This is a genomic window from Streptomyces canus 299MFChir4.1 (assembly GCF_000383615.1).
Lineage (GTDB): Bacteria > Actinomycetota > Actinomycetes > Streptomycetales > Streptomycetaceae > Streptomyces > Streptomyces canus_C.
The window spans coordinates 16,876-39,995 of sequence record NZ_KB911634.1; the positions used below are offsets into that span (position 1 = coordinate 16,876).

At 67.2% G+C, this 23,120-nt stretch carries 26 protein-coding genes and 4 pseudogenes; 16 read left to right on the top strand and 14 right to left on the bottom strand.

Going from position 1 to position 23,120, the window contains the following annotated elements; translation table 11 throughout:
- Positions 1–135: 135 nt before the first annotated feature.
- Positions 136–912 carry a GntR family transcriptional regulator gene (locus tag H293_RS0144835; RefSeq protein WP_033416554.1) on the bottom strand — a complete coding sequence of 259 codons (777 nt, stop codon included), beginning with the start codon at positions 910–912 and terminating at the stop codon, positions 136–138.
- 481 nt (positions 913–1,393) lie between these two features.
- Here H293_RS0144835 and H293_RS0144840 point away from each other — a divergent pair, with 481 nt between their 5' ends.
- From H293_RS0144840 to H293_RS51655, 5 genes are read left to right on the top strand one after another with little or no spacing between them, the layout of a single operon-like run.
- Positions 1,394–2,431 carry a phytanoyl-CoA dioxygenase family protein gene (locus tag H293_RS0144840; RefSeq protein ID WP_020124295.1) on the top strand — a complete coding sequence of 346 codons (1,038 nt, stop codon included), beginning with the start codon at positions 1,394–1,396 and terminating at the stop codon, positions 2,429–2,431.
- Complete coding sequence (locus H293_RS0144845; RefSeq protein ID WP_020124296.1) at positions 2,428–3,762, top strand: DUF6271 family protein; 1,335 nt, start codon at positions 2,428–2,430, stop codon at positions 3,760–3,762. The genes H293_RS0144840 and H293_RS0144845 overlap by 4 nt, the downstream gene beginning before the upstream one ends.
- Positions 3,759–4,946 (top strand): type III PLP-dependent enzyme, encoded by a 1,188-nt coding sequence (locus H293_RS0144850; RefSeq protein WP_020124297.1) that lies wholly within the window; start codon positions 3,759–3,761, stop codon positions 4,944–4,946. Before H293_RS0144845 ends, H293_RS0144850 begins: the two co-directional genes overlap by 4 nt.
- Positions 4,943–5,506 (top strand): GNAT family N-acetyltransferase, encoded by a 564-nt coding sequence (locus H293_RS51650; protein WP_020124298.1) that lies wholly within the window; start codon positions 4,943–4,945, stop codon positions 5,504–5,506. The genes H293_RS0144850 and H293_RS51650 overlap by 4 nt, the downstream gene beginning before the upstream one ends.
- The gene (locus tag H293_RS51655; protein WP_033416557.1) at positions 5,491–6,720 is read left to right on the top strand and encodes an MFS transporter; all 1,230 of its coding nucleotides are present in this window, start codon (positions 5,491–5,493) and stop codon (positions 6,718–6,720) included. Before H293_RS51650 ends, H293_RS51655 begins: the two co-directional genes overlap by 16 nt.
- A 478-nt stretch (positions 6,721–7,198) precedes the next feature.
- On the opposite strand, the gene H293_RS51660 is transcribed toward H293_RS51655, so the two are convergent.
- Positions 7,199–7,414, bottom strand: coding sequence for a helicase associated domain-containing protein (locus H293_RS51660; RefSeq protein WP_259294697.1), 216 nt, complete (start codon positions 7,412–7,414; stop codon positions 7,199–7,201).
- Positions 7,415–7,510: 96 nt separating this feature from the next.
- Positions 7,511–8,317, bottom strand: coding sequence for a meso-2,3-butanediol dehydrogenase (budC, locus tag H293_RS0144875; protein WP_020124302.1), 807 nt, complete (start codon positions 8,315–8,317; stop codon positions 7,511–7,513).
- Positions 8,318–8,392: 75 nt separating this feature from the next.
- Here budC and H293_RS60985 point away from each other — a divergent pair, with 75 nt between their 5' ends.
- Complete coding sequence (locus H293_RS60985) at positions 8,393–9,424, top strand: helix-turn-helix domain-containing protein (RefSeq protein WP_020124303.1); 1,032 nt, start codon at positions 8,393–8,395, stop codon at positions 9,422–9,424.
- 106 nt (positions 9,425–9,530) lie between these two features.
- Here the strand turns inward: H293_RS60985 and H293_RS60990 are convergent.
- A pseudogene (locus H293_RS60990) lies at positions 9,531–9,644 on the bottom strand (IS5/IS1182 family transposase); the annotation flags it as partial.
- Between the two features lie 41 nt (positions 9,645–9,685).
- Positions 9,686–10,499 (bottom strand): annotated as a pseudogene (locus H293_RS56235) (IS5 family transposase).
- Between the two features lie 268 nt (positions 10,500–10,767).
- Between H293_RS56235 and H293_RS0144900 the strand changes: the two are divergent.
- Positions 10,768–11,295, top strand: coding sequence for a hypothetical protein (locus H293_RS0144900; RefSeq protein WP_020124306.1), 528 nt, complete (start codon positions 10,768–10,770; stop codon positions 11,293–11,295).
- 423 nt (positions 11,296–11,718) lie between these two features.
- Positions 11,719–12,702: an FAD-dependent oxidoreductase gene (locus H293_RS0144905; RefSeq protein WP_078612885.1), complete on the top strand. Its 984-nt coding sequence runs from the start codon at positions 11,719–11,721 to the stop codon at positions 12,700–12,702.
- Positions 12,703–12,751: 49 nt separating this feature from the next.
- Here the strand turns inward: H293_RS0144905 and H293_RS0144910 are convergent, their stop codons facing one another.
- Positions 12,752–13,522 carry an IS5/IS1182 family transposase gene (locus H293_RS0144910; RefSeq protein ID WP_028808757.1) on the bottom strand — a complete coding sequence of 257 codons (771 nt, stop codon included), beginning with the start codon at positions 13,520–13,522 and terminating at the stop codon, positions 12,752–12,754.
- A gap of 103 nt (positions 13,523–13,625) precedes the next feature.
- Positions 13,626–14,156: a DUF6584 family protein gene (locus tag H293_RS0144915; protein ID WP_028808758.1), complete on the bottom strand. Its 531-nt coding sequence runs from the start codon at positions 14,154–14,156 to the stop codon at positions 13,626–13,628.
- 318 nt (positions 14,157–14,474) lie between these two features.
- Here H293_RS0144915 and H293_RS0144920 point away from each other — a divergent pair, with 318 nt between their 5' ends.
- The 3 genes from H293_RS0144920 (at position 14,475) to H293_RS0144930 (ending at position 16,062) form a co-directional block, all read left to right on the top strand.
- A complete protein-coding gene (locus H293_RS0144920; protein WP_051138264.1) occupies positions 14,475–14,855 on the top strand; it encodes a winged helix-turn-helix domain-containing protein in 381 nt (126 codons plus the stop codon).
- Positions 14,852–15,412 (top strand): transposase, encoded by a 561-nt coding sequence (locus H293_RS0144925; protein ID WP_020124311.1) that lies wholly within the window; start codon positions 14,852–14,854, stop codon positions 15,410–15,412. Before H293_RS0144920 ends, H293_RS0144925 begins: the two co-directional genes overlap by 4 nt.
- Positions 15,413–15,531: 119 nt before the next feature.
- A complete protein-coding gene (locus H293_RS0144930; RefSeq protein ID WP_259294700.1) occupies positions 15,532–16,062 on the top strand; it encodes a GMC oxidoreductase in 531 nt (176 codons plus the stop codon).
- Positions 16,063–16,282: 220 nt separating this feature from the next.
- Here H293_RS0144930 and H293_RS0144935 read toward each other — a convergent pair whose 3' ends face one another.
- The 3 genes and pseudogenes from H293_RS0144935 to H293_RS56240 form a co-directional block, all read right to left on the bottom strand.
- Positions 16,283–16,669, bottom strand: a complete 387-nt coding sequence (locus H293_RS0144935; protein ID WP_020124313.1) for a toxin Fic — start codon at positions 16,667–16,669, stop codon at positions 16,283–16,285.
- Positions 16,666–16,956, bottom strand: a complete 291-nt coding sequence (locus H293_RS0144940) for a type II toxin -antitoxin system TacA 1-like antitoxin (protein WP_259294701.1) — start codon at positions 16,954–16,956, stop codon at positions 16,666–16,668. Before H293_RS0144940 ends, H293_RS0144935 begins: the two co-directional genes overlap by 4 nt.
- 57 nt (positions 16,957–17,013) lie before the next feature.
- Positions 17,014–17,365: pseudogene (locus tag H293_RS56240) on the bottom strand (IS30 family transposase); the annotation flags it as partial.
- Positions 17,366–17,448: 83 nt separating this feature from the next.
- On the opposite strand from H293_RS56240, the gene H293_RS0144950 reads away from it, so the two are divergent.
- A complete protein-coding gene (locus H293_RS0144950) occupies positions 17,449–18,081 on the top strand; it encodes a hypothetical protein (protein WP_020124316.1) in 633 nt (210 codons plus the stop codon).
- Positions 18,082–18,094: 13 nt separating this feature from the next.
- Here H293_RS0144950 and H293_RS0144955 read toward each other — a convergent pair whose 3' ends face one another.
- Positions 18,095–18,694, bottom strand: coding sequence for a TetR/AcrR family transcriptional regulator (locus H293_RS0144955; protein WP_259294698.1), 600 nt, complete (start codon positions 18,692–18,694; stop codon positions 18,095–18,097).
- A 61-nt stretch (positions 18,695–18,755) separates the two neighbouring features.
- On the opposite strand from H293_RS0144955, the gene H293_RS0144960 reads away from it, so the two are divergent.
- Positions 18,756–19,586 (top strand): class I SAM-dependent methyltransferase, encoded by an 831-nt coding sequence (locus tag H293_RS0144960; protein ID WP_020124318.1) that lies wholly within the window; start codon positions 18,756–18,758, stop codon positions 19,584–19,586.
- A gap of 228 nt (positions 19,587–19,814) precedes the next feature.
- On the opposite strand, the gene H293_RS0144965 is transcribed toward H293_RS0144960, so the two are convergent.
- Both H293_RS0144965 and H293_RS0144970 read right to left on the bottom strand, forming a co-directional pair.
- Positions 19,815–20,021, bottom strand: a complete 207-nt coding sequence (locus H293_RS0144965) for a cold-shock protein (protein ID WP_020124319.1) — start codon at positions 20,019–20,021, stop codon at positions 19,815–19,817.
- A 196-nt stretch (positions 20,022–20,217) separates the two neighbouring features.
- A complete protein-coding gene (locus H293_RS0144970) occupies positions 20,218–20,499 on the bottom strand; it encodes an HU family DNA-binding protein (protein WP_020124320.1) in 282 nt (93 codons plus the stop codon).
- 82 nt (positions 20,500–20,581) lie between these two features.
- Between H293_RS0144970 and H293_RS0144975 the strand changes: the two are divergent.
- Positions 20,582–21,088 (top strand): annotated as a pseudogene (locus H293_RS0144975) (transposase); the annotation flags it as partial.
- Positions 21,089–21,139: 51 nt separating this feature from the next.
- Here H293_RS0144975 and H293_RS56245 read toward each other — a convergent pair.
- A complete protein-coding gene (locus H293_RS56245; protein ID WP_078612887.1) occupies positions 21,140–22,150 on the bottom strand; it encodes a zinc-dependent alcohol dehydrogenase family protein in 1,011 nt (336 codons plus the stop codon).
- A 241-nt stretch (positions 22,151–22,391) separates the two neighbouring features.
- On the opposite strand from H293_RS56245, the gene H293_RS0144990 reads away from it, so the two are divergent.
- Both H293_RS0144990 and H293_RS56250 read left to right on the top strand, forming a co-directional pair.
- Positions 22,392–22,802 carry a winged helix-turn-helix transcriptional regulator gene (locus H293_RS0144990; RefSeq protein WP_063746976.1) on the top strand — a complete coding sequence of 137 codons (411 nt, stop codon included), beginning with the start codon at positions 22,392–22,394 and terminating at the stop codon, positions 22,800–22,802.
- A gap of 48 nt (positions 22,803–22,850) precedes the next feature.
- Positions 22,851–23,120, top strand: a 270-nt coding sequence (locus tag H293_RS56250; RefSeq protein ID WP_028808763.1) for a transposase, incomplete at its 3' end; no start/stop codon positions are given.

Here is a 23,120-nt window from a genome sequence, read left to right on the forward strand (position 1 = left end):
CGGGGCGTTCGCAGTGAGGTGAAGGCCGCTTCCGAGCACGGGTGGCGCGATCAGCGGGCCGCAGCGCGGTCGCGGGTCCGGCCATGAGCATGGAGTGCCCGAGAAGAGGGACGAACGGCCTTGATCGATGGCACATCAATCCAAGGCCCGGTCCGCGGTGGGCAGCAATGTCACCACGAACTTGTAGCGGGAGCCGCGGTACACCGAACGGACCCACTCCACCGGTCTGCCCTCCGTATCGTGGGAGTGTCGGGACAGCAGCATCATGGGAACGCCCACGATGGTCGAGAGCAGCCCGGCCTCGTACGGGTTCGCGAGCGTGGTCTCGATGCCCTCCTCGGCTTCCAGGAGGTGGACTCCATACACCTCGGCGAGTGCCGTGTACAAAGAGCTGTACCTGGTCAGCGTTTCGCGCAGGCCAGGGAAACGCCGTGCGGACAGGTGGGTCGACTCGATCGCCATGGGCTCGCCGTCGGCCAGCCGAAGTCGTTCGAGGAGCACCACCTCCTCGCCGATGTCGATGGCGAGCAGGCGTGCCAGTTCCTCGTCCGCCTTGATGGAACGCGTATCGAGGATCCGTGAGGCAGGTTCGAGTCCCTGGGCCAGCATGTCCTCGGTATAGGACGTGAGTTGAAGGGCGCGGTAGAGCTTCGGCCGTGCAATGAACGTGCCCTTCCCGTGGATCCGGTCCAACTTGCCTTCACTGACGAGCTCTTGCAGCGCCTGTCGGACCGTGGTGCGCGAGGAGTCAAGGCGGACGGCGAGTAATCGCTCGGCGGGCACGCGTTCTCCCGGCCCCAGCGACTCCGCCATCTCGAGGATGTACTGCTTGACTCGGTAGTACTTCGGCACCCGTGTAACGGCACCAGGCATGCCGGTGCCGTCTTGGACGACGCTCACTCTGGTGGTCATGACCCGCCTTCCGGGCGCACTGCAGGTATTTCGTTATAGCCCGCACACTCGCGGTTGGTCTAGTCCAACTGGAAAGTGTGGGGCGACACCGACGGGGTCCCGCGACCGGCCGGATACGGCGCGGTGATCGTCCGGGCGGATCTGAACCCGAGAACGGTCCAGGTCATGCACCACAGGCCGGACCCTCGGCATGGTTGGCGGCCCCTGGCCGCCGGCTGCCCATTGTCATGGTGCTCACACCCGCAAGTCGGGCAGTCCGCCCCCCCAGTCGGCACCTGAGTCCCCATTCATCCCGCCGTGCCGCGTACTGGAGCGGGTTCGGCCGGTAACAGGCAGCTGACAGGCAGATGGCGGCAACTTTCCCTGGTGACGATTGACATCACCAATTGGTCCAGTCCACTTTGGGCTGCAACCTCAACTCGATCGGTAACGGCCAAGAGTTCCTCTCGACCGCTGAGGAATCGCGCCTTGGAGTGATCGCATGCCGACGTCCGACCCGTACCTGTACCGCGCCCCGACACGGCGCCCCTATTTCAGCGCTGACGGTGAGACCTACCTTGCTCAGACGCAACTGAGAGACATAAAAATCGAGAAGCCACAGTCGCTGCGCGTACTGTCGGAACAGGATTTCGCGTTCTGGCAGACGTATGGCTATGTCGTCGTGCGCAACGCCGTTTCTCCAGGCGCGGCAAAGAGTCTGTACGAGTTCGCCGGGGAGTTCTCCGGGCTGGACCCCGATCGGCCCGAAACCTGGTACCAAGAACGTGATTTCCGCTCGGACCTCGACCGTGACCTGCACGTCTACGGCTTCGTCGAGGCGTACCACCATCAGCTGATGTGGGACAACCGGCAGACCCAGCGGGTCTACGAAGCCTTCGCCGACGTGTGGGACTGCGAGGAGCTGTGGGTCACCCTCGACCGGCTGAACCTCAACCCGCCCAACCGGGGCAGCCGTTCACGCTCCCTCATCGCGCCGACCGACGAGGGATTCGACATCGAGCTGCACTGGGACGTGGACACCACCCTCGGTGTGCTGCCGCAGCGGGTACAGGGCATCCTGGCCCTCAACGACACCCAGCCCGAACTCGGCGGATTCCAGTGCGCACCGGAACTGTTCCACCAGTTCGATGAATGGCGGATCAAGCAGCCGGCCGACCGGGACCCGATCAGGCCCGCGATCGACCGCGCCGAGTTCTCCGTGGTACGTCCCGATCTGCAGGCCGGCGATCTGCTGATCTTCAACGGACTGCTGGCGCACGGCGTCGCACCCAACGTCTCCGACCACGGTGTGCGGGCCGTGCAGTACCTGTCGATGATGCCGGCACTGGAGGAGCACGAAGCGCTGCGCCGCTCCCGTGTCGATTCCTGGCGGACTCTCAGCACACCCGATTGGAACGCGACGTTGCTCGGGGACGTCGATCGGCACGAATCACTTCGCTACGGTGCCGCGACGCTCAACGACCTCGGCAGGAAACTCCTGGGGCTCGACTCCTGGAGTGAACGAGAGAGCGGCAAGTGAAGCACACCACCGGCCTCGACCGGATCTGTCTGGCCCTGCCGACCAACAGGGCGTGTGAGGAGGCCATCGTCGGCATCGCCGAGGAGGCCGCGTACGCAGCCCGCACCTTTGGCACCGAGGTGCACCTGCTCATCCTCGACTCCTGCGACCAGGCCACATGGACGGAACACACCCGCGTGGTGGCCGACCTGCCGGCCACCCCCGACGTGATCGTCCACCACCTCGACGAAGCACGCCAACGGGAGTTCCTGCGCCGCACGATCCAGCGCTCCGGCCTCGCCGCACCCGACCGGCTGCTCACCCTGATGCTGCCGGCCGATCTCTCCTACGGCGCTTGTACCAACCGCGCCTTCCTCATCGCCGGCGCACTCGGCTGCCGGTCGGTGCACCGCAGGGACTCGGACTGCAGCTACCAGGTGCTGGATGGCGAAACGGTCTTTCCGATCCATCACGAGCTGGCCTCACTCGGGAAGACCGCGTCCCAGGCGTCGGCGGATGTGACGGAGACCGTCCTCGCCCCGGACCACGGCCGGCGCCGGGTGTCGATGGTCGGAGCCTCCTTCGTCGGTGAACCGTCCGTGGACATCGCGGAGATCGAGCAGCTCGACGCGGGCGTCTACCACGACGTCGTCAGCCTGTGGGCCCCCACCCACTGGTCTGACGAGCAGAAGGGAGAGCTCGTAGAGGAGTCCTTCAAGGGCGCCGGGACCACTCCCTTCACCGAGGACCACTCCACCCTGACGCTCGTCGACCCCATGAAGGTCGACATGAGCAACATCGCCTTCCACCACGAGGTGTACGAGCGGGTGCCGCTGCCCCCGGCAACCGACACCATAGGCAGCGACTACTTCCTGATCCACCTCGTCCACGACGCCGCGCTGCCCGGCGTACTGCACAACCGCCATATCCAGAACTTCTACACGCCCTTCCGACGCACCGACGCCGGCTTCCGCGCCTACCAGCTGCGGTTTGTGAAGTTCCTGCTGTCGATGCTCTACCTCAACGACGTCTACGACCGCATGGGCGCGGCCCCCGACACCGCGCTGCTGGACGAGCAGGAGCAGGTGCGCGGAGACGTCATCTCCGGCTTCCTGCGCCAGAGCGCCGGTCTGGAGCAGACGGAGAACGTCTGGCGCCTGGACCGGGTCAGTACGGCGTATCGGAAACTGGGCGGCCGCTACGCCGAGTTCGCCGACCTGGTGGACGCACGCCGGGAGCAGCTGCTGGACGAGGCGCGACAGGATACGGAGGACTTCGCGTACCTGATCGACGCCTGGCCCGTGCTCGCGAGCGCCGCCCGCGAGACCGGCCTCGGGAGTGCGGGCGCGTGAGCTGGGACCTGGGCACGCGACTGGCTTCCGCTCTGGCCGCAGCTTCAACGGACCGGGTTGTTTTCGATCTCACCGGGATCGAGAGCCAGTACGACCGCCTGGTGCGTGAACTGCCGGTCACCGTCCGGTTCGCGATGAAGGCATGCCCGGTCGACGAGGTACTGACCTGCCTCGCTGACCGAGGCGCCGGATTCGACGCGGCGAGCCCCGGCGAGATCGAGCAGGCGCTACGGCTGGGCGTGCCCGCGGACCGCATCCACTACGGCAACACCGTGAAGTCCGACGCGAGCATCGCCGAGGCCCACCGGCTCGGCGTGCGGACGTTCGCCACGGACAGCGTCCAGGACGTGGCGGCCATCGCCGCCAACGCCCCCGGCGCCCGTGTGTACTGCCGCCTCACCACCAGCGGGGAAGGCGCCCTGTGGGGACTCAGCCGCAAGTTCGGCTGCTCCCAGGACGACGCCGTCCGCGTGCTGACCGTGGCCCGTGCCGCCGGACTGACCCCGGCCGGGCTGTCGGTACACGTGGGATCACAGCAGATGACGTACGACGCGTGGCGTCAGGCCGTCGACCAGCTGGCGGACGTCCTGGTGGCGCTGCGTGAGCGGGCCATCGTGCTGGACCACGTCAACCTCGGCGGCGGCCTGCCCGCCCTCGGATACCTGGACCGGCACGGCCGCCCGCTGGAGCCGCCGCTGGACAAGATGTTCGCCGTTCTGCGCGAAGGCATCGACGAACTGCGGCGTCTGAACGCGGCGCCTCTCGACATCGTCATGGAGCCCGGCCGCCACCTGGTCGCCGATCACGGCGCGATCCGCGCACACGTCTACCGGCTCACCGAGCGGCGGCAGACCGACGGAGAGCTGATGCACTGGCTGTACCTGAGCTGCGGAAAATTCAACGGCCTCTACGAGATGGACGAGCTCTGCCACAGGCTCGTCTTTCCGGGACATGCCGATGGCGAGCACGTCGCGGCCGTCGTGGCCGGCCCCACCTGCGACAGCGACGACGCCTACGGGGCCGCACACCTGCGCGTGCCCAAGGCGCTGGCCTCCGGCGATCCGGTGTGGATCCTGTCCGCCGGCGCCTACGCCACCAGCTACATGACGCAGGGCTTCAACGGCTTTGGACCACTGCCGCACACGGTGACCCGTGCCGGGCATGGCCATGCGGAGGCGGCGTGAGCGAGGAGCGGGCCGGCCACGACAAGCACATCCGTCCCGTGCGGGACGATGACTGGCCGGGCATAGCCGCGGTGGAGACAGCGGCCTATGCGGGAACCTCACTTACCGAGGGCCGGGCCGCGCTGGAATCGAAGGGGCGCGCCTCACCGGACACCTGCTTCGTGCTGGACCTCGACGGAGACATAAAGGGGTACCTGCTCGCGCTGCCGTACCCGAGGTTCCAGTACCCGCCGCTGGCTCGGGTCGACGAGCCCGCACACGACTCACGCAACCTCCATCTGCACGACATGGTCGTCGCTCACGAGCAGCGGGGCAACGGGTGGGGGCGGGGCCTGCTGACCCGGTTGACGGCCGCCGCGCGACCGAGGTTCGAGCACATCTCGCTCGTCGCCGTCGACGGCATGGCCCCGTTCTGGGCCGCGCACGGTTACCGGGCCCACCCACGGGTCCGGCTCCCGGAGAGCTACGGCGAAAACGCCGTGTACATGTCCATCGCGGTATCCGGCAGAGGTACCAGCCCTTCGGAGGAGGTGGCCCGATTTCCGTGCCCCGTGTCCTAGACGATTTCAGGCGTACGCAGTTGGCCATCGCGGCGCTGTTCTGTTTCCTGGGGTTCCAGTACGCCACCTGGGCCTCCCGCATTCCCGCCCTCAAGGAACGCCTCGATCTGAGTGCCGGCGAGGTGGGCCTGCTGCTCGTGGTCACCGGGGCGGGCGCGGTGGCATCTTTTCCGCTCATCACGTTCCTGATGCAGCGCCTCGGGGCGCGTCGCGTCGCTCTGCTGTCCGGGCTGAGCCTGGTGGCGATCCTCCTTGTGCTGGCCGTAGCCCCCAACTACCCGACGGCGCTGGTGATTCTCTGTGCGGACGGCGTGGCTGTGGGCTGTCTGAACGTGGCGATGAATGCGCAGGGCGCCGCTTTGGAGAAGGCCCATGGACGTAAGGCGATGACGCAGCTGCACGCCACCTTCAGTGCGGGTTCGTTCCTCGCCGCCCTGTTGTCATCGGGGGTGACGGCACTGACCTCGGACATCGCCCCCCACTTCGCCGTCGCTTCGGTGATCCTCCTCGCGCTTCTCGCGTGTGCACGTCCGCGTCTGCTCGCGGAAGAGGCCTCCGCGGCCTCCTCAGGCGAGCCGGTGGCCGAGCAGGAGGAGGGAAAGCGCCGTCGCAGGTTCACCCGGCTGACACAGGCCGTGCTCTGGCTCGGCTGCGCCATGGTGTTCGCCGAGGTGGTCGAAGGGTCCATGAACGACTGGTCCGCGCTCTATCTGAAGGACATCGCCCACGCGTCGCCTCAGGTAGCGCCATTGGGCATCGCCGTCATCTCGAGCGTCATGGTCGTCGCACGCCTCTTCGGTGACGGCTGGCGCAGCCGCTGGGGTGACGCCAGGGTCGTCCGCGTCGGCAGCGCGGCGGCCGGCATCGGACTGGGCCTCGCCCTGCTGGCCGGAGGTGTGGTTCCCGCGCTCATCGGTTTCGCGTGCGTGGGGCTGGGCGTGGCCGCCGTGGCACCATGCCTCTACGTCGCCGCCGCGGCCGAAGGGCCGCAAGCCCTCTCCGTCGTCGCCGCCACGGGCACCACGGGTCTGCTCATCGGGCCCGCGGTGATCGGATTCGTCGCCGAAGTCAGCGACCTGGCCTGGGGCATGGCCGTAGTGGCAGCCTCGGCCGTCGTCGTCTCCCTGTGCACGACGCGCCTCCGCTTCGTCTCCACGAATGCCTCCTCCGAAGTGAGCACCGAGACGGACATGGTCGAGAAGGGGGCGACGTGATCCTTTCGCCGGAGCGGACGCTCATCGGAGGAAGGGGGGCGGCTGCGGCCGATAGCGCGGACTGCTCATGTTGCGGCTGAGCCCGCCGCGTCGGGGCGGCGGCCAAGCGCACCGCCGAGCCGCCGGCTGGCCACCGGATGCTGATCAGAGCCCGACAGCGTCACCACGGGCCCGCGTGACCGGCTGACTCGGTGGCTCAGCGAGCAGCGCCTGGGCGAGACACCGTGGGCGAGCTGCTCTACGCGTTCTTGCAGGCGCTGGAGGGCGGCTCCAGGCTGGTCACGCGCACCCTCGTGTACCGGTTCATCGGGATGCATTCGCAGTGCTCCGGCCTTCAGGCTGGGGGTGAAGCGAATCTTGTGGCTGCGACGCGGAGCGTCGCGGTCTCGTTCCGACGGTGCCGGACCCTGCTCGTTCGTGACGGTGATGGATCGTTCGAATGTTCCCGGTGACGACATGGGTTCGATGTGCCTAGTTTCTAGGACCAGCGCATCCCGAGCTGATCGAGATCGGCACGGCGCTGCGGGCTGAGCTTGGCGGCCCTGCGATGGGCGTTGTCCAGGAATGCCCCAAGTTTGTGCTCGACACCGCCCACGACCTCCACCGCCTTGCGGGGCGCCAGGAGGTGACCCTCCCGCGCATGGAACTGCCGCGCAGCGGCAAGGTTCACGGCCCACCGCGCATCCTGCGACAAGGGCTCGGGCGGCCGCGGCCGGATCGGTCGTGGCCGCCCTCGAGGCGGCGGGCGTCGTGGGGGTGGCGTCCCGGCACGTCGGCCTGCGCTGACGTGTCAGCCCGCGTTGCGGTAGAGGTCGGTCTGGCCGTTCGACGCGGTCAGGCCGCCGTCCACCGGGATGTGCGCGCCGTTGACGAACGAGGCGTCGGGCCCGGCGAGGAACGCGACCACCGCGGCGACCTCCTCCGGATACCCCGGGCGTCCCATCGGCACCCGGTCGTCGAAACGTGTGCGCAACTCGGTCCCCTCCGCGAGGGCGGCACGGACGTAGTCGTGGCTCCATGTGGTCAGGGGCTGGACGGAGTTGACCCGGATCTCGCGGCCGTGGTCGAGCGCCATCGCGTTGGTCAGGTTAGTCACCGCGCCCTTGGTCGTGTTGTAGACGACCTGCTGGAAGTCCCCGCGGACTCCTCCCACGGACCCGATGTTGACGATGCAGCCGCGTACCACGCGGAGGTGGGGGAGGGCCGCCCTCGACGCGAAGAAGACCCCGTCGACGTTGACGCCCATCATCGTGCGGTAGACGGCGGGGTCGACCGTGTCCACGGTGCCGGGCAGGGCCAGCCCCGCGTTGTTGACGAGTACGTCCAGGCGGCCGAACCGCTCGGCGAGCGAGTCCATCACCCCGGTGATGGTGTCCAGGTCCGAGACATCGCCCACTTGCGCATACATGGCGGCGCCTTCCGGGCCGCGCCGGATCGCCTCGGACAGGGTTTCTTCCGTGCGGCCGAGGAAGACGGTCGTATATCCGTCGGCGGCGAAACGGTGGGCGATCACACTGCCGAGAGCGCCACCGGCGCCGGTGACGACGGCGACGCGGTCCTGACCGACCCGCTTCGTTGCCGTGTTGCTAAGTTCCATGCCTGGACCGTAGGAACGGTCACCTGTGCGCGGCTTGGACGCGCGCGCCACCCGTCGGAAGAATCGTGACACGTTGTGCCGAACACCGGGACGTCAGGCTCCTACTCCACCGGCTCCGACCGAACCCCGTCCGCGCTCGGCGCCTACCTGCGGGGATGGCGGGACCTGGCCCGCGACGACTTCTCGATGCCGGCGTTCACCCCGGCGACCAGGGACGGGTTCCGCGGCTCGCTCCGGCTGACCCGGCTGCACGACGTGGCCGTCACCGAGTCCGCCGTCGCGTCGGCCGTCCGGACGACGGGCCCGCCGGTGCACACCGAGGACGCCGTCCGCCTGTGGGTGGTGCACCGCGGGGAGTGGTCGCTCGGCAACACGCGGGACGAGACGGAACACCACGTGCCCGCCGGGGCGTTCGTCCTGCGACGGGTCGGACCGCTGTCCCACTTCGCCACCCCGCCGCACACCACCGCGCGGGTGTTCATCCTGCCCGGCGCCGCGTTCACGCCCCTGCTCGACCACCGGGTGGTGACAGGCCCGGCCCACACCTCCGAACTGCGGCTGCTGCTCGCCCATGCCGGCCTGGTCCGCCGCACCCTGCCGGGTCTCGGCCCCGCGGGTGTCGAGGCCGCGCGCAACGCTCTCGTCGAACTGGCCCGAGCCGTGGCGCTCCAAGGGCTCGACGCCACGGAACCCGCCCTGGCGCCCGCCCTCGTCCAGGCCGCCAAGGAGATGGCCGAGACCCGGCTCACCGAGGCCGGACTCTCCGCGGCGGCGCTCGCGAAGGACCTCAACGTGTCGGTGCGCACCCTGCAACGTGCCTTCGCCGCGCAGGAGCAGTCCGTGTCGGCGTATCTGCGCGAACGGCGGCTGGATCATGCGCGCCGGGCTCTTCTCGCCGGACCGGGCCGGTGGAGTGTCTCGGAGATCGCCGCACACTGGCAGTTCGCCGACAGCAGCCACTTCACACGCCTCTTCAAGCGGCGCTACGGCCGCACACCCACCGAGTACCTTCGTGTCCTCGACGGAGCAACGCTAAAGTCTCACATGAGCGTCAAGGTCGAGGCTGACCCGGAAGAGCGGGAGAACAGCTGTCATGAAGATCGGTGACGTGAGCCGCGCGACCGGGGTGAGCGCCCGCTCCCTGCGCTACGCAGCTTTCGCCAGCCGTCCGCCCCAGCGGTGCCCTTCCACCGTCCCTACCCGGTCAGCCGCATCGGCGGTGCGGGTCACGCTCGAGCGCCAGCAGCGGGCTGAGCCGGCAGATGACCCGGCGGGCCGTGGAAAAGCGGACGCCGAACAGCGGACCCACCTGCCGCTCCGTTAGGTTGCGCGACATTGTGACTGCCCTCTCCACACCCGGCTTACTGACTAACAACGTTTCTGGACGTGGCGGTGGGTGATCAGACAGACGGCGATGCCAAGGAATGCTTCATGGATGTCGTCGCGTCGTTCCCAGCGGATGGGCAGGCGGCGGAAGCCGTGCAGGAGATCGTCCGTTCGACAACCCACCGGAAGGTGCCCAGGTCGGTGCCGTGCGGTTGCCCGCGTTCGGCGATCGCGGGCCGGATGCCGCGCTGGCGCAGGAGTCGGCCGTACTTGTCGTGGTCGTAGCCGCGGTCGGCGAAGATCATGTCGGGCCGTCTGCGTGGCCGGCCGACGACTCCGGCCACTGCCGGGATCTTGTGCAGCAGCGGCAGCAGTTGGGTGACGTCGTTGCGGTTGCCGCCGGTCAGCGACACCGCGAGCGGGATGCTCTGGCCGTCGGTGATGAGGTGGTGCTTGCTGCCCGGGTGTGCGCGGTCGGCCGGGCTGGGTCCGCTTTTGGGCCCCTGCGGGCGGCCCGGACGTGGGAGGAGTTGATCACCGCCCGCGACCAGTCCAGCTGGTTCTTCGAGCGCAGTTTGTTCAGCAGCAGCTGGTGGAGCTGGTCCCACACGTCGGCCTCGTTCCAGGCCGCAAGGCGCGGCCAGCAGGTCATGCCCGAGCCGAAGCCCAACTCCTGGGGCAGGTACTCCCACTGGATGCCGGTGTGCAGGACGAACAGGATCCCGCACAGGGCCTGCCGGTCGGGAACCCGCGGCCGTCCCTCGACCTGCTTGAGGGGCGGCTCGGGCAGCAACGGCTCGATCAGCGACCACAGTTCGTCCGACACGATCCACGGCCGCGACTGACGCTTCCCCAGACCACACCCACGAGCGATCAAGAATGGATCAGGGAGAACGTTCTGTCTTGACAGTGGGCGGGGCATGCGCCAAGCTGGCGCAAGGTAGAACGCTCAGTCTGGGTATGGGGCCTATCGACTCCTCGTGCTGGTCTTCATGCGGGCAGCCGGGGTGCCAACCTGCGGAACCATCTTTCCGTCCTTGTCCTGGCCCGAAAGGATCGCCGTGAGCACTGACTCGACTGCCGCACCACTTGCGACTGTCGGCAGGTCTGCGCGAAATCTGACCATGCGTCAGCTTTTCCTCGCGAGGTCTGTTTTTGTCATCGCATGGGTGGCCTTGCTGCTGGCCAACAAGCGTCACCTTGGGCCCTTCGACGTCACCCTGCTCGTCCTTTATCCGCTGTTCGACGTCGCTGTAGCGGTCTTCGGCGCCCGATCGCCAGGGAGTACCGGAACAACCCGCGGTTGGCGAGTGATCATCGCGATCAGTGTTGTTGCCGCCGTCGGTCTGGCCATCGCCAGCTCCTCAGGAGTTTCGGCAGTCCTGCGGGTATGGGGTGTCTGGGCGATCCTTGTCGGAGCTGTTCAGCTGATCGGGGGGCTCGGCCGCGGCAAGCGCAAGACAGGCGGTCAGTGGACGATGGTCTTCAGCGGTGCCATCTCCGTTCAGCTCGGGGTGCAGTTCATCCTTGGGGCCTTCGCCTCCAACTCCATACTGATCAAGGGGGGCGGCTCCGCGATTCTCGGCTGGATCTTCTTCCTCTTCTTTCTCTTCTCGGCGCTGCGTCATGGCCGCGTGAATCAGGCGGATTGACGTGGCTACGGCGTTCCCTGTGGTTGTCGTCCGCGGCAACTGCTCCCGGTCCTTCAGGCAGGGCTGCAGCGCCTAGCCCGAGGTTCGTTGAGCTGTCGAGCACTGCCATGACCGCCTTGCTGAATGACGATTCTGTGGCGCCTGGTGCCCGCCGCAGGAATTGACGACATCCTTGGACAGCACCATCGCCGTCGGGACTGGGGACAAGCTTGCCCGGCGTCGGTAGAGGAGAGCGGACTGGGAGGCGCTCGCGGTCCTGGCGGGGGGATCGGACGCCTTTCCATGGTCTTCCGTCGCGACCCGCGTGGTCCCGCTGAACCGTGACCCGCAGGCAGCCTTCGCGCACTTCCGCTGCGGACATGACCGTGGGGCAGGGGGAGGCGTCCAGCGGTACTCCCGATTCGAAGTGCGTATGGGGTTGTTATGTCATCGAAGAACGTCGTGGACTACATCATCGTCGGGAGTGGGGCCGCCGGTTCGGCGCTGGCCCACCGGCTCAGCGCGAATCCTCAGAACCGAGTTCTGGTGATCGAGGGCGATGGTGCCGGCGATCAACAGCGGCATGGGATGTCTTCGCGCTTTGTCCAGTCATCGACTGGTCTGCAGCATCGTGATCAGCGAGCACCGCAATTGCTGGACGGATGCAGGCGTACGGACGGCAGCGCGGGTGGCTCAACGGCGGCGAGTGACATGACGGCGAGTTGGGGAGCGGCGGCGGCCCATCAGTCGTGGGAGGCAGCCGATGTCGCCAGCTGGAACTGGGCTCGGTTCCTGGAAGCCCTCACGCCCATGGAGCGGCATGCTGCCGATGCAACTGGCCTGCATGACGACGATGGGCGTCGAGCGGACCAGGCCGTTCGTCCGCCGGATGCGATGAGTGAGCTGTGGATCGCGGCTCTGGCGCGCCACGGCATCCAAACGGTGGAGGACCTGGGCGGAGATCACACGAAGACGGCTTACACGCCGTGGTCGGAGTCGGTAGCCCTCCGGATGAGTTTGCACCGCCCGCCTCTGCACTGGTTGGCGCAGCGGCGCAATGTCCGTGTCCGCTTGCACTGCATAGCCCGACGCGTCCTTTTCGACGGCACGACCGCGATCGGGGTTGAGACCGCAACTCCCTGGGGCACGGTACGGTTCACAGCCCGCCGTGAGGTCATCCTGTGCGCGGGCGCGGTGAGTAATACGCTGGTGCTCGAGCGAAGTGGCGTCGGCGACCCGGAGGTACTCAGCACCGTCGGCGTACAACTCGTCGCGGCCAACGCTGCCGTAGGCGGCAACCTCAGGCAACGTCGAGGCGCGGCATTCAGCCTCAGACTGAACGGCGTATCAGACCGTGCCCCGGAGTCGGTCACGCCGGCCGCAAGACTCAGGGCCAAAGTCATGAGGTTGCTAAGACTTGTCCCGTAAAGATCTTCGAGTCAGCGGGGCGCGATCGGCTACCGCCCGCTCTGCTCGCCTATCGGCTGAGTGCGAGGTTGTGCAGGCGGGCGATTCCGATCATCGCGTGATGGACGCCGTTGCCCTTCAAGCGGCAGTCGCGGAGGATCTTCCAGGTCTTCATGCGGGCGAAGGCGTGCTCAACACGGGCGCGGACCTGGCGGTGGGACGTGTTGTGCTCTTCCTTCCAGGCGGGCAGTTCGCTCTGTCCGCGCTCGCGGCGGTGCGGGATGAGCAGGCCGGTGCCCCGGTAGCCGCCGTCGGCGATCACGGTGGTGCGGCCGACGGCGGCCTTGGCTCCGGATAGTGCCCACGCATTGCAGTCGTTGCGGTTGCCGGGCAACGGTCGGCCGACAAAGACGACGCGCCGGGTGTCGGCGTCGATGACGACCTGGTGGTTGGTGGAGTAGCGGTAGTTCTTCGACCGCTCGGCCACCGTGTGGTCGCGGGTGGCGACCAGGGTTCCGTCCACGATGAGCACGGTGTCCTTGCGGAACCGTTTGCGGGGCTTGAGCGCGAGCAGGGGACCAAGGTGGCTGATGATGCGGTCAGCTGCGGATTTCGAGACGCCGAACAGCGGGGCGAGCTGTCGCAGCGTCAAGTTGGTGCGCCAGTACGCCGTGACCAGCAGCACCCGGTCCTCCAGTGGCAGGCTCCACGGCCGACCTCTGCGGACCGCGTCAGCTCCTTCGTGCCGCAGCTGTGCCACCAACCTGCCGAAGCAGCGAGGGCTCAGTCCGGTGAACGGGGCTATCCAGGACGGCTGCGACGCCGTGATCACAGCAGACATCGCGAGATCATTTCACTCGTCGCCAGGTGTCCCGTTCACGACAGTTCTTGACGGCCCCACCGATTCCTTGAGCGGCGCTCCTCACCGGCCCTGGTGACCTGGGTCAGTCGAAGAGGGCAACGACTCCATTCACCCAGATCGCAAGGAACGCAAGGGCCCCCACCAGGCAGCCGACGCCCGCCAGCACACCGCTGACCGACCACGGCTCGGAGGGCGCCTCGTGCTTCTCCTGCAGGCAGCCGTCCCGGTAGGAGGCGGGGTCGTCCCAGTCGACGGGGTGCCCCAGCTCCTCGGCGCAGGCGGTCCGCACCCCGACCAGCTGCCCCTCCGCGAAGGCGGTGGCAGCCATCGCCTCGGGGCCGCGCCAGGCGAGGGCCTTCATCCGCCACCCGGGAGACCCATACCGCGCCTCGAAGGCGGCTGTCTCGTCGGCGTTGCGGTCCTCTTCGAGGTACATCCAGCGTCCGGCCTCGGCGGCGTCGCCGAAGAGCCGGTACACCTCGGCCAGACGCCGGCGGAGCGTCAGGTCGTACGGGAACGATGAGACGAGACCGCGCAAACGCTGACGCGCGACGGGAACCCGGCCAGCGGCCAGGTCTGCGTCGACTCGGGCAAGGGTCTCTCTCAGGGGCATGAACACATGATCGGGTACCGCACTGATCCACGTCGACTTGGTTTGTCGCTCAGCACTCGCTCGCTCTCAACGGCATCGACTGAACCCCACTGAGACGGGACACCATCACTTACGGGACAAGTCTTACTGAGTTTTTCGTTAGTTCTGTGGGCGCAGGAGCTACAGCGCTGTGAGGCTGTTGGTGTGTCTTTCGAGTCGCAGCCCGTGGTTTCTGATGTGTCCGTTCCGCCCCTGACACGACCCCAGTTGGCCGAGGCCGGTCGCCTACGGGCGGCGGAGCTGTTCGAGCAGGGACGTTCCACATCCGAGGTTGCACGGATGGTGGGGATGCATCCCGAGAGCGTGCGCCGGTGGAAACGCTTATGGGAACAGGGCGGTGCTCAGGCCCTGCGGCGGCGTCCGGCCACCGGTCGGCCGCCGAAGCTGGATGATGCCCAAGTCGAAGCTGTTCGGGCCGCGTTGGAGCAAGGCGCCCAGGCGCACGGGTTCGAGGCAGACCTGTGGACGTTGGAACGGGTCGGTGCGGTGGTGGAACGGGTGACCGGAGTGAAGTTGGCCCGGGCCTCGGTATGGCGCCTGCTGACCGGGCGGCTGGGGTGGAGTCTGCAGCGGCCCAGGCGCCAGGCCGTGGAGCGGGACGAGTCCGAGATCGCCCGATGGGTCGCGCAGGAATGGCCGCGCATCAAAAGGGGGCGGTGAAGAAACGTGCCTGGATCGTGTTCTTCGACGAATCGGGCGTGTCCCTGCTGCCCCAGGTCCGTCGCACCTACGCACCCCGCGGCCGCACTCCACTCTTACGGCACCGGTTGAACTGGAAACGCGCCGGGATGGCCGCGGCTCTGGGTTACCACGCCGCCGACCGCGAACGCGGCCCGCGGCTGTGCTTCCACCTCAAGCCAGGCAGCTACGACACCACCTCCCTGATCGGAGTACTTGAGCAGATCAAGACCTTCTACGCCGGCGAGTCGGTGGTGTTGGTCTGGGACGGACTGTCCGCCCACTGGAGCCGGGGCATGCGGGCATGGGCCGCCGCGCAGAGCTGGCTGACACTGGAGCGGCTGCCGGCCTACGCACCCGAACTCAACCCCGTCGAACTGCTGTGGTCGGCCATCAAGACCCGCGAGCTGGCCAACCTCGCCGGCGACCACCTCGCCGACGTCGCCGACGCGGCCGAACGCGGCATCCACCGAGTCTGCTCCAGCGAACAACTCCCGTGGTCCTTCCTCACCCACACCGGGCTCACAATCCATCCCTAAACACCACAGAACTAATGAAAAGCTCAGTAGGGCGCCCCGATGCACTGAAAAGCTGGGGCACCTCAGTCCTGGCCGTACTCAACTCGAAGGTTGGGGCGTCGAGCCTGGACATGCAATTGATGTTCACGTCGACCCTTTTCGCGGATGGCGGCGCTCTCCCTGCCGGGGGAGCCGGTTCGCGCGGGGTGTCTGTGGCCTTCTATCCGCAGTCACCCACCAGCGTCGGGTCGGTGCACATCACAGGGCCAACCTTGGAAGACCCGCCTCGCCTTGTGCCCGGTTACCTGTCTACTGTTCATGACTGGTATTTGACGATCGCAGCCTTCGCCAGGGCGCGTGAGATTCTGGCAACCGAACCGTTCGCCTCGGCGATGACCGAGACCTTTCCTGCGGCAGCCGTCGTGGATCCGGAAGACGTATTGCAGTACGTACTGACACACGGGTTCAACCAGGATGCGGTCGGCACCTGTGCCCTTGGACCGGATGGGGTCGTCGATGATGAACTCCGGGTGCGCGGTACCGACAGGCTGAGGGTCGCTGACGCATCGGTGATGCCGAGGCTCCCGACCCTGAACACGGAAGCGGCGAGCAGGGCGGTCGGCTGGAGTGCCGGCGACGTACTGCGGAACGCGAACAGGCGGAGCAGGTAGCGCGGGACCCGCTCGTCGAACCGCCTGGAAGTGGACCGCTCACAGGACACAACAGATGACATGACCCAGCCCACCCTGACAGCAACCGATTCTTCGCCTTGATCGCTGAACACGGTCGAGCCGGTTGGGGGGGGACTACACCACACACATGCTTCGCCGTTCCAGCTCAGGGAGCGGAGGGAACGGCGAGCATCGAGGCGAGGCCCCAGCCACCGGAAGGTCAGGCGACGCTCCAGCCGCGCATTTGACGGCCGATCAGTCCAACCCCCATCGCGCCGGAAGCCGCGTCCCGCACCAGGGCGACCGCCTCCTTCGGCGGATACTCCAGACGGCAGCCGTTCAGCACCAGATATGCCTCCGCGCAGTGCCACGCGAACGCCTCGTTGGAGTGTTCCAGACACGGCAACCGCACCAGCGTCTGCAGCAGTGCCGCCGCCTTCAGATAGAGGGACCCATAGACGTCACGCTCCATGGCGCGGGCATTGACCCGGGCGACCGCCGCGTACAGGGGACCGTAGTCGTCTACCTGGGGATCACCGGGCAGCAACTCGGCAGCGTGCAGCAGGAAAGTCACATCAAGAGGGTGAAGCGGTTCGTGCTGCGTCACGCGGCGTGACCCCGCTCCTGCTGCTCCTCAAGGTCCCGCCGTGCTGCCAGCTCTTCGGCGCGGTGCTCCCCGTCAGCGCCGGCCGCCTCCGCGAACGCGTCGCCGCTGTGGGCCATCGACGCGCGGAAGGCTTCAAGGAAGTGCGTCTCCATGGCGGTGGCACGGGCGTAAGCCGCCGACAGGATGTACTCCTGCAAGCTGACGCCCTCCTGTCGTGCTGCGGCTTCGATCGCGGCACGCTGAGCCGGATCGGGGAAGCGTAGGTTCATAGCTTTGGGCTGAGGCATGGTACCGATGGTACCTCCGGTACCACTCTGAGTACCATCCCTGATGCGCAGCAAGAAGGAACCTCTCTGCCAGGGGCGGCCGGCATCGCAGAAGTGACCGGCACGTCCGTGGCGACACTGAAGGAGGGTGGGCGGCCATCTCGGCGCCCTGGTCCCAGGTCAAGGACCACTTCAGGTGGGGTGGCAGGGTCTGGACCGTGCCGACCAATGCTGTGCGGACGGCGGCGGCTCCGTGCCCGTTGGGAAGGTGGACCAGCATCAGGTAGCGGGTGCTGCGTTCGGCCAGGGTGGCGATGGCGGAGCGGGAGTTGCTGCCGACGATGAGGTCGCCTTCCCAGTGCCCCGGGACGGCTCGGTCGGCGGCTTCCGCGGGCCGCTCGCTGATCACGATCATCGGGTGGGGGAACCGCGAGCCCCCCCACCGAATGGTGCGACTGGACCAACTGGCCTGGGGCTAGCCCCGAACAGATTTCCGACAGCGACTTCGCTACCTTGATCGCCGACCGGATCCCGGCCGAGGAGACGGCCGCCGCCCTCGGACTGACCACAGAGCACGTGCGATTCTACTGCGACGCCACCGGCACCACCCAACCGTCGCCCCCTCCCGCATCCCCCGGCCTTGGCCGGCGTCAGCCTCGGCGCGGGATGCTCGACCCGGGCTGCCTGCGCACCACTCACTCCAGCGGAACCCTCAACCAGAGCCGGATCGCCCGCAGTGCCGACTGCAGCCTCTCAACCGTCCAAAACGCCCTGGAAGAAGCCGGGATCCCCGCCACACCTCGCCCCGAACCGCTCAGCCTTCACATCACCCGCGAGGAACTCGAACAGGCCTACCTGCACCAACGCCTCAGCATCCCCGACATCGCCCAACCGTTCGGTCTCGACAGGCACCGCCTCAACCTGCTGGCCAAGAAGTGGGGCATCGAGATCCGCCCGGACAGCGCCACCAGCAAACTGTTCGCGCTCCCGCCGGACGCACCGGCCCTGTCCGAGTCGATGGTGGCCATCAGCAACGTCCGCAACTGCGTCGAACGCCTCAGACGCATGGCACGACTGCCCGGCCAACGAAACCTCTGCGCGGCCGCCCGGAGCCTCCTGGACGCAGCGCAATCGTCCGTCACCTGACCGGCGGCCCGACCTACGACTGGGGTGATCTCAAGGCGCCGGTGATGACGGTGGTCACCATCTTGCGGACGGCGCCGGTCTGCGGCGGGGCGCTTGTCCGGTCGGCGAACAGCAGGTGCCCGGCCCCGACGAGGGTGGGGGCGAGTGTGTCGATGTCGGCGTCACCGGCCAGGCGCCCCAACTCCCGCTCGGCGGTGAGGTATGTGGCGATCATGGCGGTACCTTGCATGGCCAGCGGGATGCCGGTCTGACCGGCATCCCGCAGCCGGGCGCGGAAGCCGTCACGGAAGGTGATGAGCGCGACGATCGCCACCGTGACCGGCCCGAACAGATCCTGCAGGGCGTCGGCAAGGTTGTCCACCACGCTCCCGGTTCCGGCGGCGGCACGCAGAGTCGTGGTTCGGTCCTCGATGCCGCGGACGCGGTCGAGGACCAGCTCCGCCAGGAAAGCGTCGAAGTCGGTGAAGTGCCGGTGCAGCACGCCCTTGGCACAGTTCGCCTCCTCCGTGACCGCCCGGCTGGTCAACGCGTCGGGCCCGTCCCGGAGCAGGACGCGCTCGGCGGCTTCGAACAGCTGGCCGCGCACGTTGTGGATGTGCACCCCTGACGGCATTGTCTCCCTTTCCGTGCCGCCCCGCCTTAACAAGTGGGCAACCGCCCATTAGTGTGGGCGCATGCCCACTTTATCGCAGGGACAGCCGGACAAGTCCGGACCGGAGCCCCACCGCCACCGGCAGACAGCCGAGTCGTTCGGCATCGACGCCGAACGCTACGACCGCGCCCGACCGCCCTATCCCCAAGCCCTGGTGGACAGGATCATCGCGGCAAGCCCCGGTCGGCACGTCCTCGACGTCGGAGCCGGGACCGGCATCGAGGCCCGGCAATTCCAGGCGGCCGGCTGCACGGTGCTCGGCGTCGAACCCGACGAGCGGATGGCCGCCTTCGCACGACGCAGCGGTGTCGAGGTCGAGGTCGCCAGGCTCGAGGAATGGCAGCCGGCCGGGCGGCAGTTCGACGCGGTCATCGCCGGCACCGCCTGGCACTGGGTGGACCCCGTCGCCGGCGCGGCCAAGGCCGCCCAAGTGCTCCGGCCCGGCGGCCGGCTCGCTCCCTTCCACCACGTCCCGCAGCTCCCGGCCGAGGTGATCGACGCCCTCGCCGAAGCACTCCAACGGGTCGCCCCCGATTCCCCGTTCAACCCCGGCCTCCTGAGAGGATCGGCCGTGGACGCCTACCAGCCCCTGTTCGCGAAAATCGCCGACGGGATCCGCCAGACCGGCAACTTCAGCGAGCCCGAACAATGGCGCTTCACCTGGGAGCGCACCTACTCCCGAGAAGAGTGGCTCGACCAGCTCCCCACGTTCGGCGGCCTCACCCAACTCCCCGCGGGCAAATTGGCGGAGGTCCTGGACAGCGCCGGGACTGCGATCGACAAGCTCGGCGGGCACGCCACCATGCCCTACACATCCGTCGTGATCACCTCGACCCGCTCCAACACGGCCTGACCGCCGCGAACGTCGGGCGTCGCCGGGCACGAGCAGACTGATGAGCTCGGCGACGCCCCCCGGGAAGCGGGGCAGGTTCTCCGGCTCCTTGCACCGGACCTCAGACCAACGGTCCGTCCCGGCGGACGGCGCGATTGCTAAAGATCAGCCAATCGGCCCGCTGCTAACGCAACATGGAATCCAGAGTTCCAGCAGGACTCGCTGCTAACGGAGCGGCTCAACCTACAGTCAGCCGCGGCGGACGATGTTCTCGGCCTGGGGGCCCTTCTGGCCCTGGGTCACGTCGAAGGTGACCTGCTCGCCTTCGAGGAGTTCGCGGTAGCCGGTGCCGGAGATGTTGGAGTAGTGCGCGAAGACGTCCGGTCCACCACCGTCCTGCTGGATGAAGCCGAAGCCCTTCTCGGTGTTGAACCACTTCACGGTGCCACTGGCCATGCGTCTGTCCCTCGAATGCGCCGGGTGCTTCCCGGTCGGTCTGTTAGCGGTGCTCTCCGTCTGTGGAGGGCGTCCGGCGTCCGTTCTACCCCTGTGGCCGGGAGGCCGATCTGACTCGCGTCCGGGTAAGGCGTGCCACTGGGGCGCTGGGTTGCCGGTCCTTCGGTGCTGAGCCGCTGGTTTGGGAGGCAGATGCCTACTTGCCCTTGGCGGCTTCCTTGAGCTTGGTGCCGGCGGAGACCTTGACGCTGTAGCCGGCCGGGATCTGGATGGGGTCGCCGGTCTGCGGGTTGCGCGCGGTGCGAGCGGCACGGTGGGTGCGCTCGAAGGTCAGGAAGCCGGGGATGGTGACCTTCTCGTCGCCCTTGGCGACGATCTCGCCGATGGTCTCTGCGAGGGCGGCCAGAACGGCGTCGGCGTCCTTGCGGGTCACCTCGGCACGCTCGGCGAGGGCGGCAATCAACTCACTGCGGTTCATGGGCGGTGCTCCGTGATGCTCGGGGTGCCGCGATCGCTGGGCGGACGCGGCGTTTCTGGCGCCATCCTGTCATCTGGGTCTGACCTGGTCGCAGCGAGGCCGCACCCCGGTAGTGCGGGTACGCGGCCGCTCCCGCAGACGCATCTCGATTGCTGCCCTGACCTGCTACAAACCCGGCGAGAGATCACCACTGATCTACCGGCCCCGCCGCGACGACGGCAACCGCGACGGACGCAAGAGCTTCTCCTGGCGTGACTACCGCGACCTGCTCATCGCCGCCCACACCCAGCTTGGCGACCCGATCGTGCTGGTCTGGGACATCCTCAATGTCCACAAGGCTGCCGGACTGCGGGAGTTCGCCGCGACCCGGGACTGGCTGACCATCTACTACCTGCCGCCCTACGCGCCCGACCTCAACCCCGTCGAAGGCATCTGGTCCCTGCTACGACGCGGCTGGCTCTCCAGCGTCGCCTACACCACGCCCGAACACCTCATGCAACGCATCCGACGCGGCCTCCGCCACGTCCAGTACCGCAGCCACCTCATAGACGGCTGCCCCGCCGAGACAGGGCTGATCATCAACCCCTGATCACCGAAGGCGACATCACAAGCTCAACCTCAGTAGCTGGGCACGGGTTTGTCAGCCAGGTATTTCAATGACGATCTTGCCGTAGATGCCACTGGCGGCTTGCGCTCGATATGCGGCAGGGGCGTCCTCGAAAGCGTAGCGTTGATGGATGATTGGGTGGAGGTCGCGGGTTTCGATGAATTCCACCAGGTCGCGGTGCATTCGTCGACTGGCGCCGGCTACCCCGCGCAAGTTGATCTGCTTTGCCAGCAGGCTGCGGCTGAGAGGCTTGTTGTCCAGCTCGAAGAGTCCGACGCTGGCCACTTCGCCTGTCTTGCCTACTGCTTCCATGGCCTGTGGCAGGAGTCCCACGCCAACGGTATCGACCACCTTGCGGACGCCGCCGGTGCTGCGAGCCACCTCGGCTGCCCAGTCCGGGGTGTCGAGGCTGTTGAGTACGCTTGCTACGCCCATGGCACGTAGTTTTTCCATGTGGTCCCGGCGACGTAGGACGACGTGAGCGTCAGCGCCAAGAGCGAGACACAGCTGGACGGCGAACAGTGCCACGCCGCCTGTTCCCAGCGTCAACATCGACCCTCCCTTGGCGATCGGGTGGTCGCCGAACATTGCATTCCACGCGGTACCACCCGCAATTGGCAGGGTGGATGCCTCTGCGGAGTCCAGGTTCTGCGGCGCACGTGCCAGATGGTCCGCAGGCAGAACGACGTACTCCGCCAGAACTCCATCGAGATCGAGCGCTCCAAGGCCGAGGCCGAAATCATCGACCGGTATGCCATCTTCCCAACCACGAACACCGGTGTTTGTTACCCGATCCCCGACAGCCCACGCATCGGCGTCTTCGCCGACGGCGTCAATAGTGCCGGCGACGTCCGACAGCGGGATGAGGTTCCGGCCTTCGGTGCGGCCGTACCAGTTGGTCAAGATCAGCTGGTCTCGATAATTGATCGACGCGGCCTCGACTTTGATCCGGACTTCGCCTCGGCCGGGCTCGGGCATGTCGGCGTTTTCCAGGACGAGGCCGGAAGCCTCAGTGACGCCGGCCGGTAGCATCCATCGTTTCATAGGGGAATTTCCTGTTCTTGCGAGTTGTGATGCCCAACTGCATTTGGTTGGAACTCGGGCGGATCCTGAAAGGCCAGCTGCAACGTCCAGCCTGCAACGTCCAGCCGCGGCGGATATCGAACCGGGTCCGCTCAACGGGCGCGTGCGGCTGGGTGTCGATCAGGCTGACGTGCGTGAGAGCATGTGATAACCATAGGAGACCACAGTCCGAGTGTGTAGCGGGCACTTTGAGGTGACCACCATGAGTACGCACCCCATCCTGGCCAGCGCCGCCGAGACCGACGCCTTCTCGGCCGATTGTCCGACCCGCGAGATTCTTGACCGACTCGGAAGTAAATGGGTCTCATTGATCATTGTTGCATTGGCTGACAGGCCGCACTATTTCGGCGAGTTGCTCAGACGTATAGAGGGAGTGTCCAAGAAGATGCTTGTCCAGTCTCTGCGTATTCTCGAGAGCTACGGAATAATCGACCGTGAGCCGAAGAAGGTTGGAGCCGTCGTCAAGGTCTGCTATAGGCTGACTGAACAAGGGAAATCCCTCGTCGAGCCACTGTTTGCTGTGTACGCTTGGGCGCAACAGAACACCGACACAATGCTGTCGAGCCAAGAGGTTTACAACAGGACTGTGTCGCGGCGTGCAACTCACCCTTAGACCTTGTCTCATGTGGTGATGGTGTGTGCTGCGGCATGATGTCTCTTCGTGAGTGCCGATCTGTCGCAGCGGCTGGTTCCTGACGGTCTGTGGGAACTGGTCGCCCCGCTGCTGCCGTCGTTCAATTCCCGTCCGCAGGGCGGCGGGACCGCGCCGTTGGACGAGCGTGCCGTGTTCACGGCGGTGGTATACGTGCTGACCAGCGGGTGCGCCTGGCGGTATCTGCCGGAGACGTTCGGGGTGTCGCCCGCAACAGCACACCGCCGGTTCACAGCGTGGACCGAGGCCGGGTTATGGCGCCGATTGCACCGGGCGGTC

Coding starts and splice junctions, on each gene's coding strand:
- H293_RS0144835 (WP_033416554.1), bottom strand. CDS start 912: ATGACCACCAGAGTGAGCGTCGTCCAAGACGGCACCGGCATGCCTGGT.
- H293_RS0144840 (WP_020124295.1), top strand. CDS start 1,394: ATGCCGACGTCCGACCCGTACCTGTACCGCGCCCCGACACGGCGCCCC.
- budC (WP_020124302.1), bottom strand. CDS start 8,317: ATGGAACTTAGCAACACGGCAACGAAGCGGGTCGGTCAGGACCGCGTC.
- H293_RS0144900 (WP_020124306.1), top strand. CDS start 10,768: ATGCGTCAGCTTTTCCTCGCGAGGTCTGTTTTTGTCATCGCATGGGTG.
- H293_RS0144905 (WP_078612885.1), top strand. CDS start 11,719: ATGTCATCGAAGAACGTCGTGGACTACATCATCGTCGGGAGTGGGGCC.
- H293_RS0144910 (WP_028808757.1), bottom strand. CDS start 13,522: ATGTCTGCTGTGATCACGGCGTCGCAGCCGTCCTGGATAGCCCCGTTC.
- H293_RS0144915 (WP_028808758.1), bottom strand. CDS start 14,156: ATGCCCCTGAGAGAGACCCTTGCCCGAGTCGACGCAGACCTGGCCGCT.
- H293_RS0144920 (WP_051138264.1), top strand. CDS start 14,475: ATGGTGGGGATGCATCCCGAGAGCGTGCGCCGGTGGAAACGCTTATGG.
- H293_RS0144930 (WP_259294700.1), top strand. CDS start 15,532: ATGTTCACGTCGACCCTTTTCGCGGATGGCGGCGCTCTCCCTGCCGGG.
- H293_RS0144940 (WP_259294701.1), bottom strand. CDS start 16,956: ATGCCTCAGCCCAAAGCTATGAACCTACGCTTCCCCGATCCGGCTCAG.
- H293_RS0144955 (WP_259294698.1), bottom strand. CDS start 18,694: ATGCCGTCAGGGGTGCACATCCACAACGTGCGCGGCCAGCTGTTCGAA.
- H293_RS0144960 (WP_020124318.1), top strand. CDS start 18,756: ATGCCCACTTTATCGCAGGGACAGCCGGACAAGTCCGGACCGGAGCCC.
- H293_RS0144965 (WP_020124319.1), bottom strand. CDS start 20,021: ATGGCCAGTGGCACCGTGAAGTGGTTCAACACCGAGAAGGGCTTCGGC.
- H293_RS0144970 (WP_020124320.1), bottom strand. CDS start 20,499: ATGAACCGCAGTGAGTTGATTGCCGCCCTCGCCGAGCGTGCCGAGGTG.
- H293_RS56245 (WP_078612887.1), bottom strand. CDS start 22,150: ATGAAACGATGGATGCTACCGGCCGGCGTCACTGAGGCTTCCGGCCTC.
- H293_RS0144990 (WP_063746976.1), top strand. CDS start 22,392: ATGAGTACGCACCCCATCCTGGCCAGCGCCGCCGAGACCGACGCCTTC.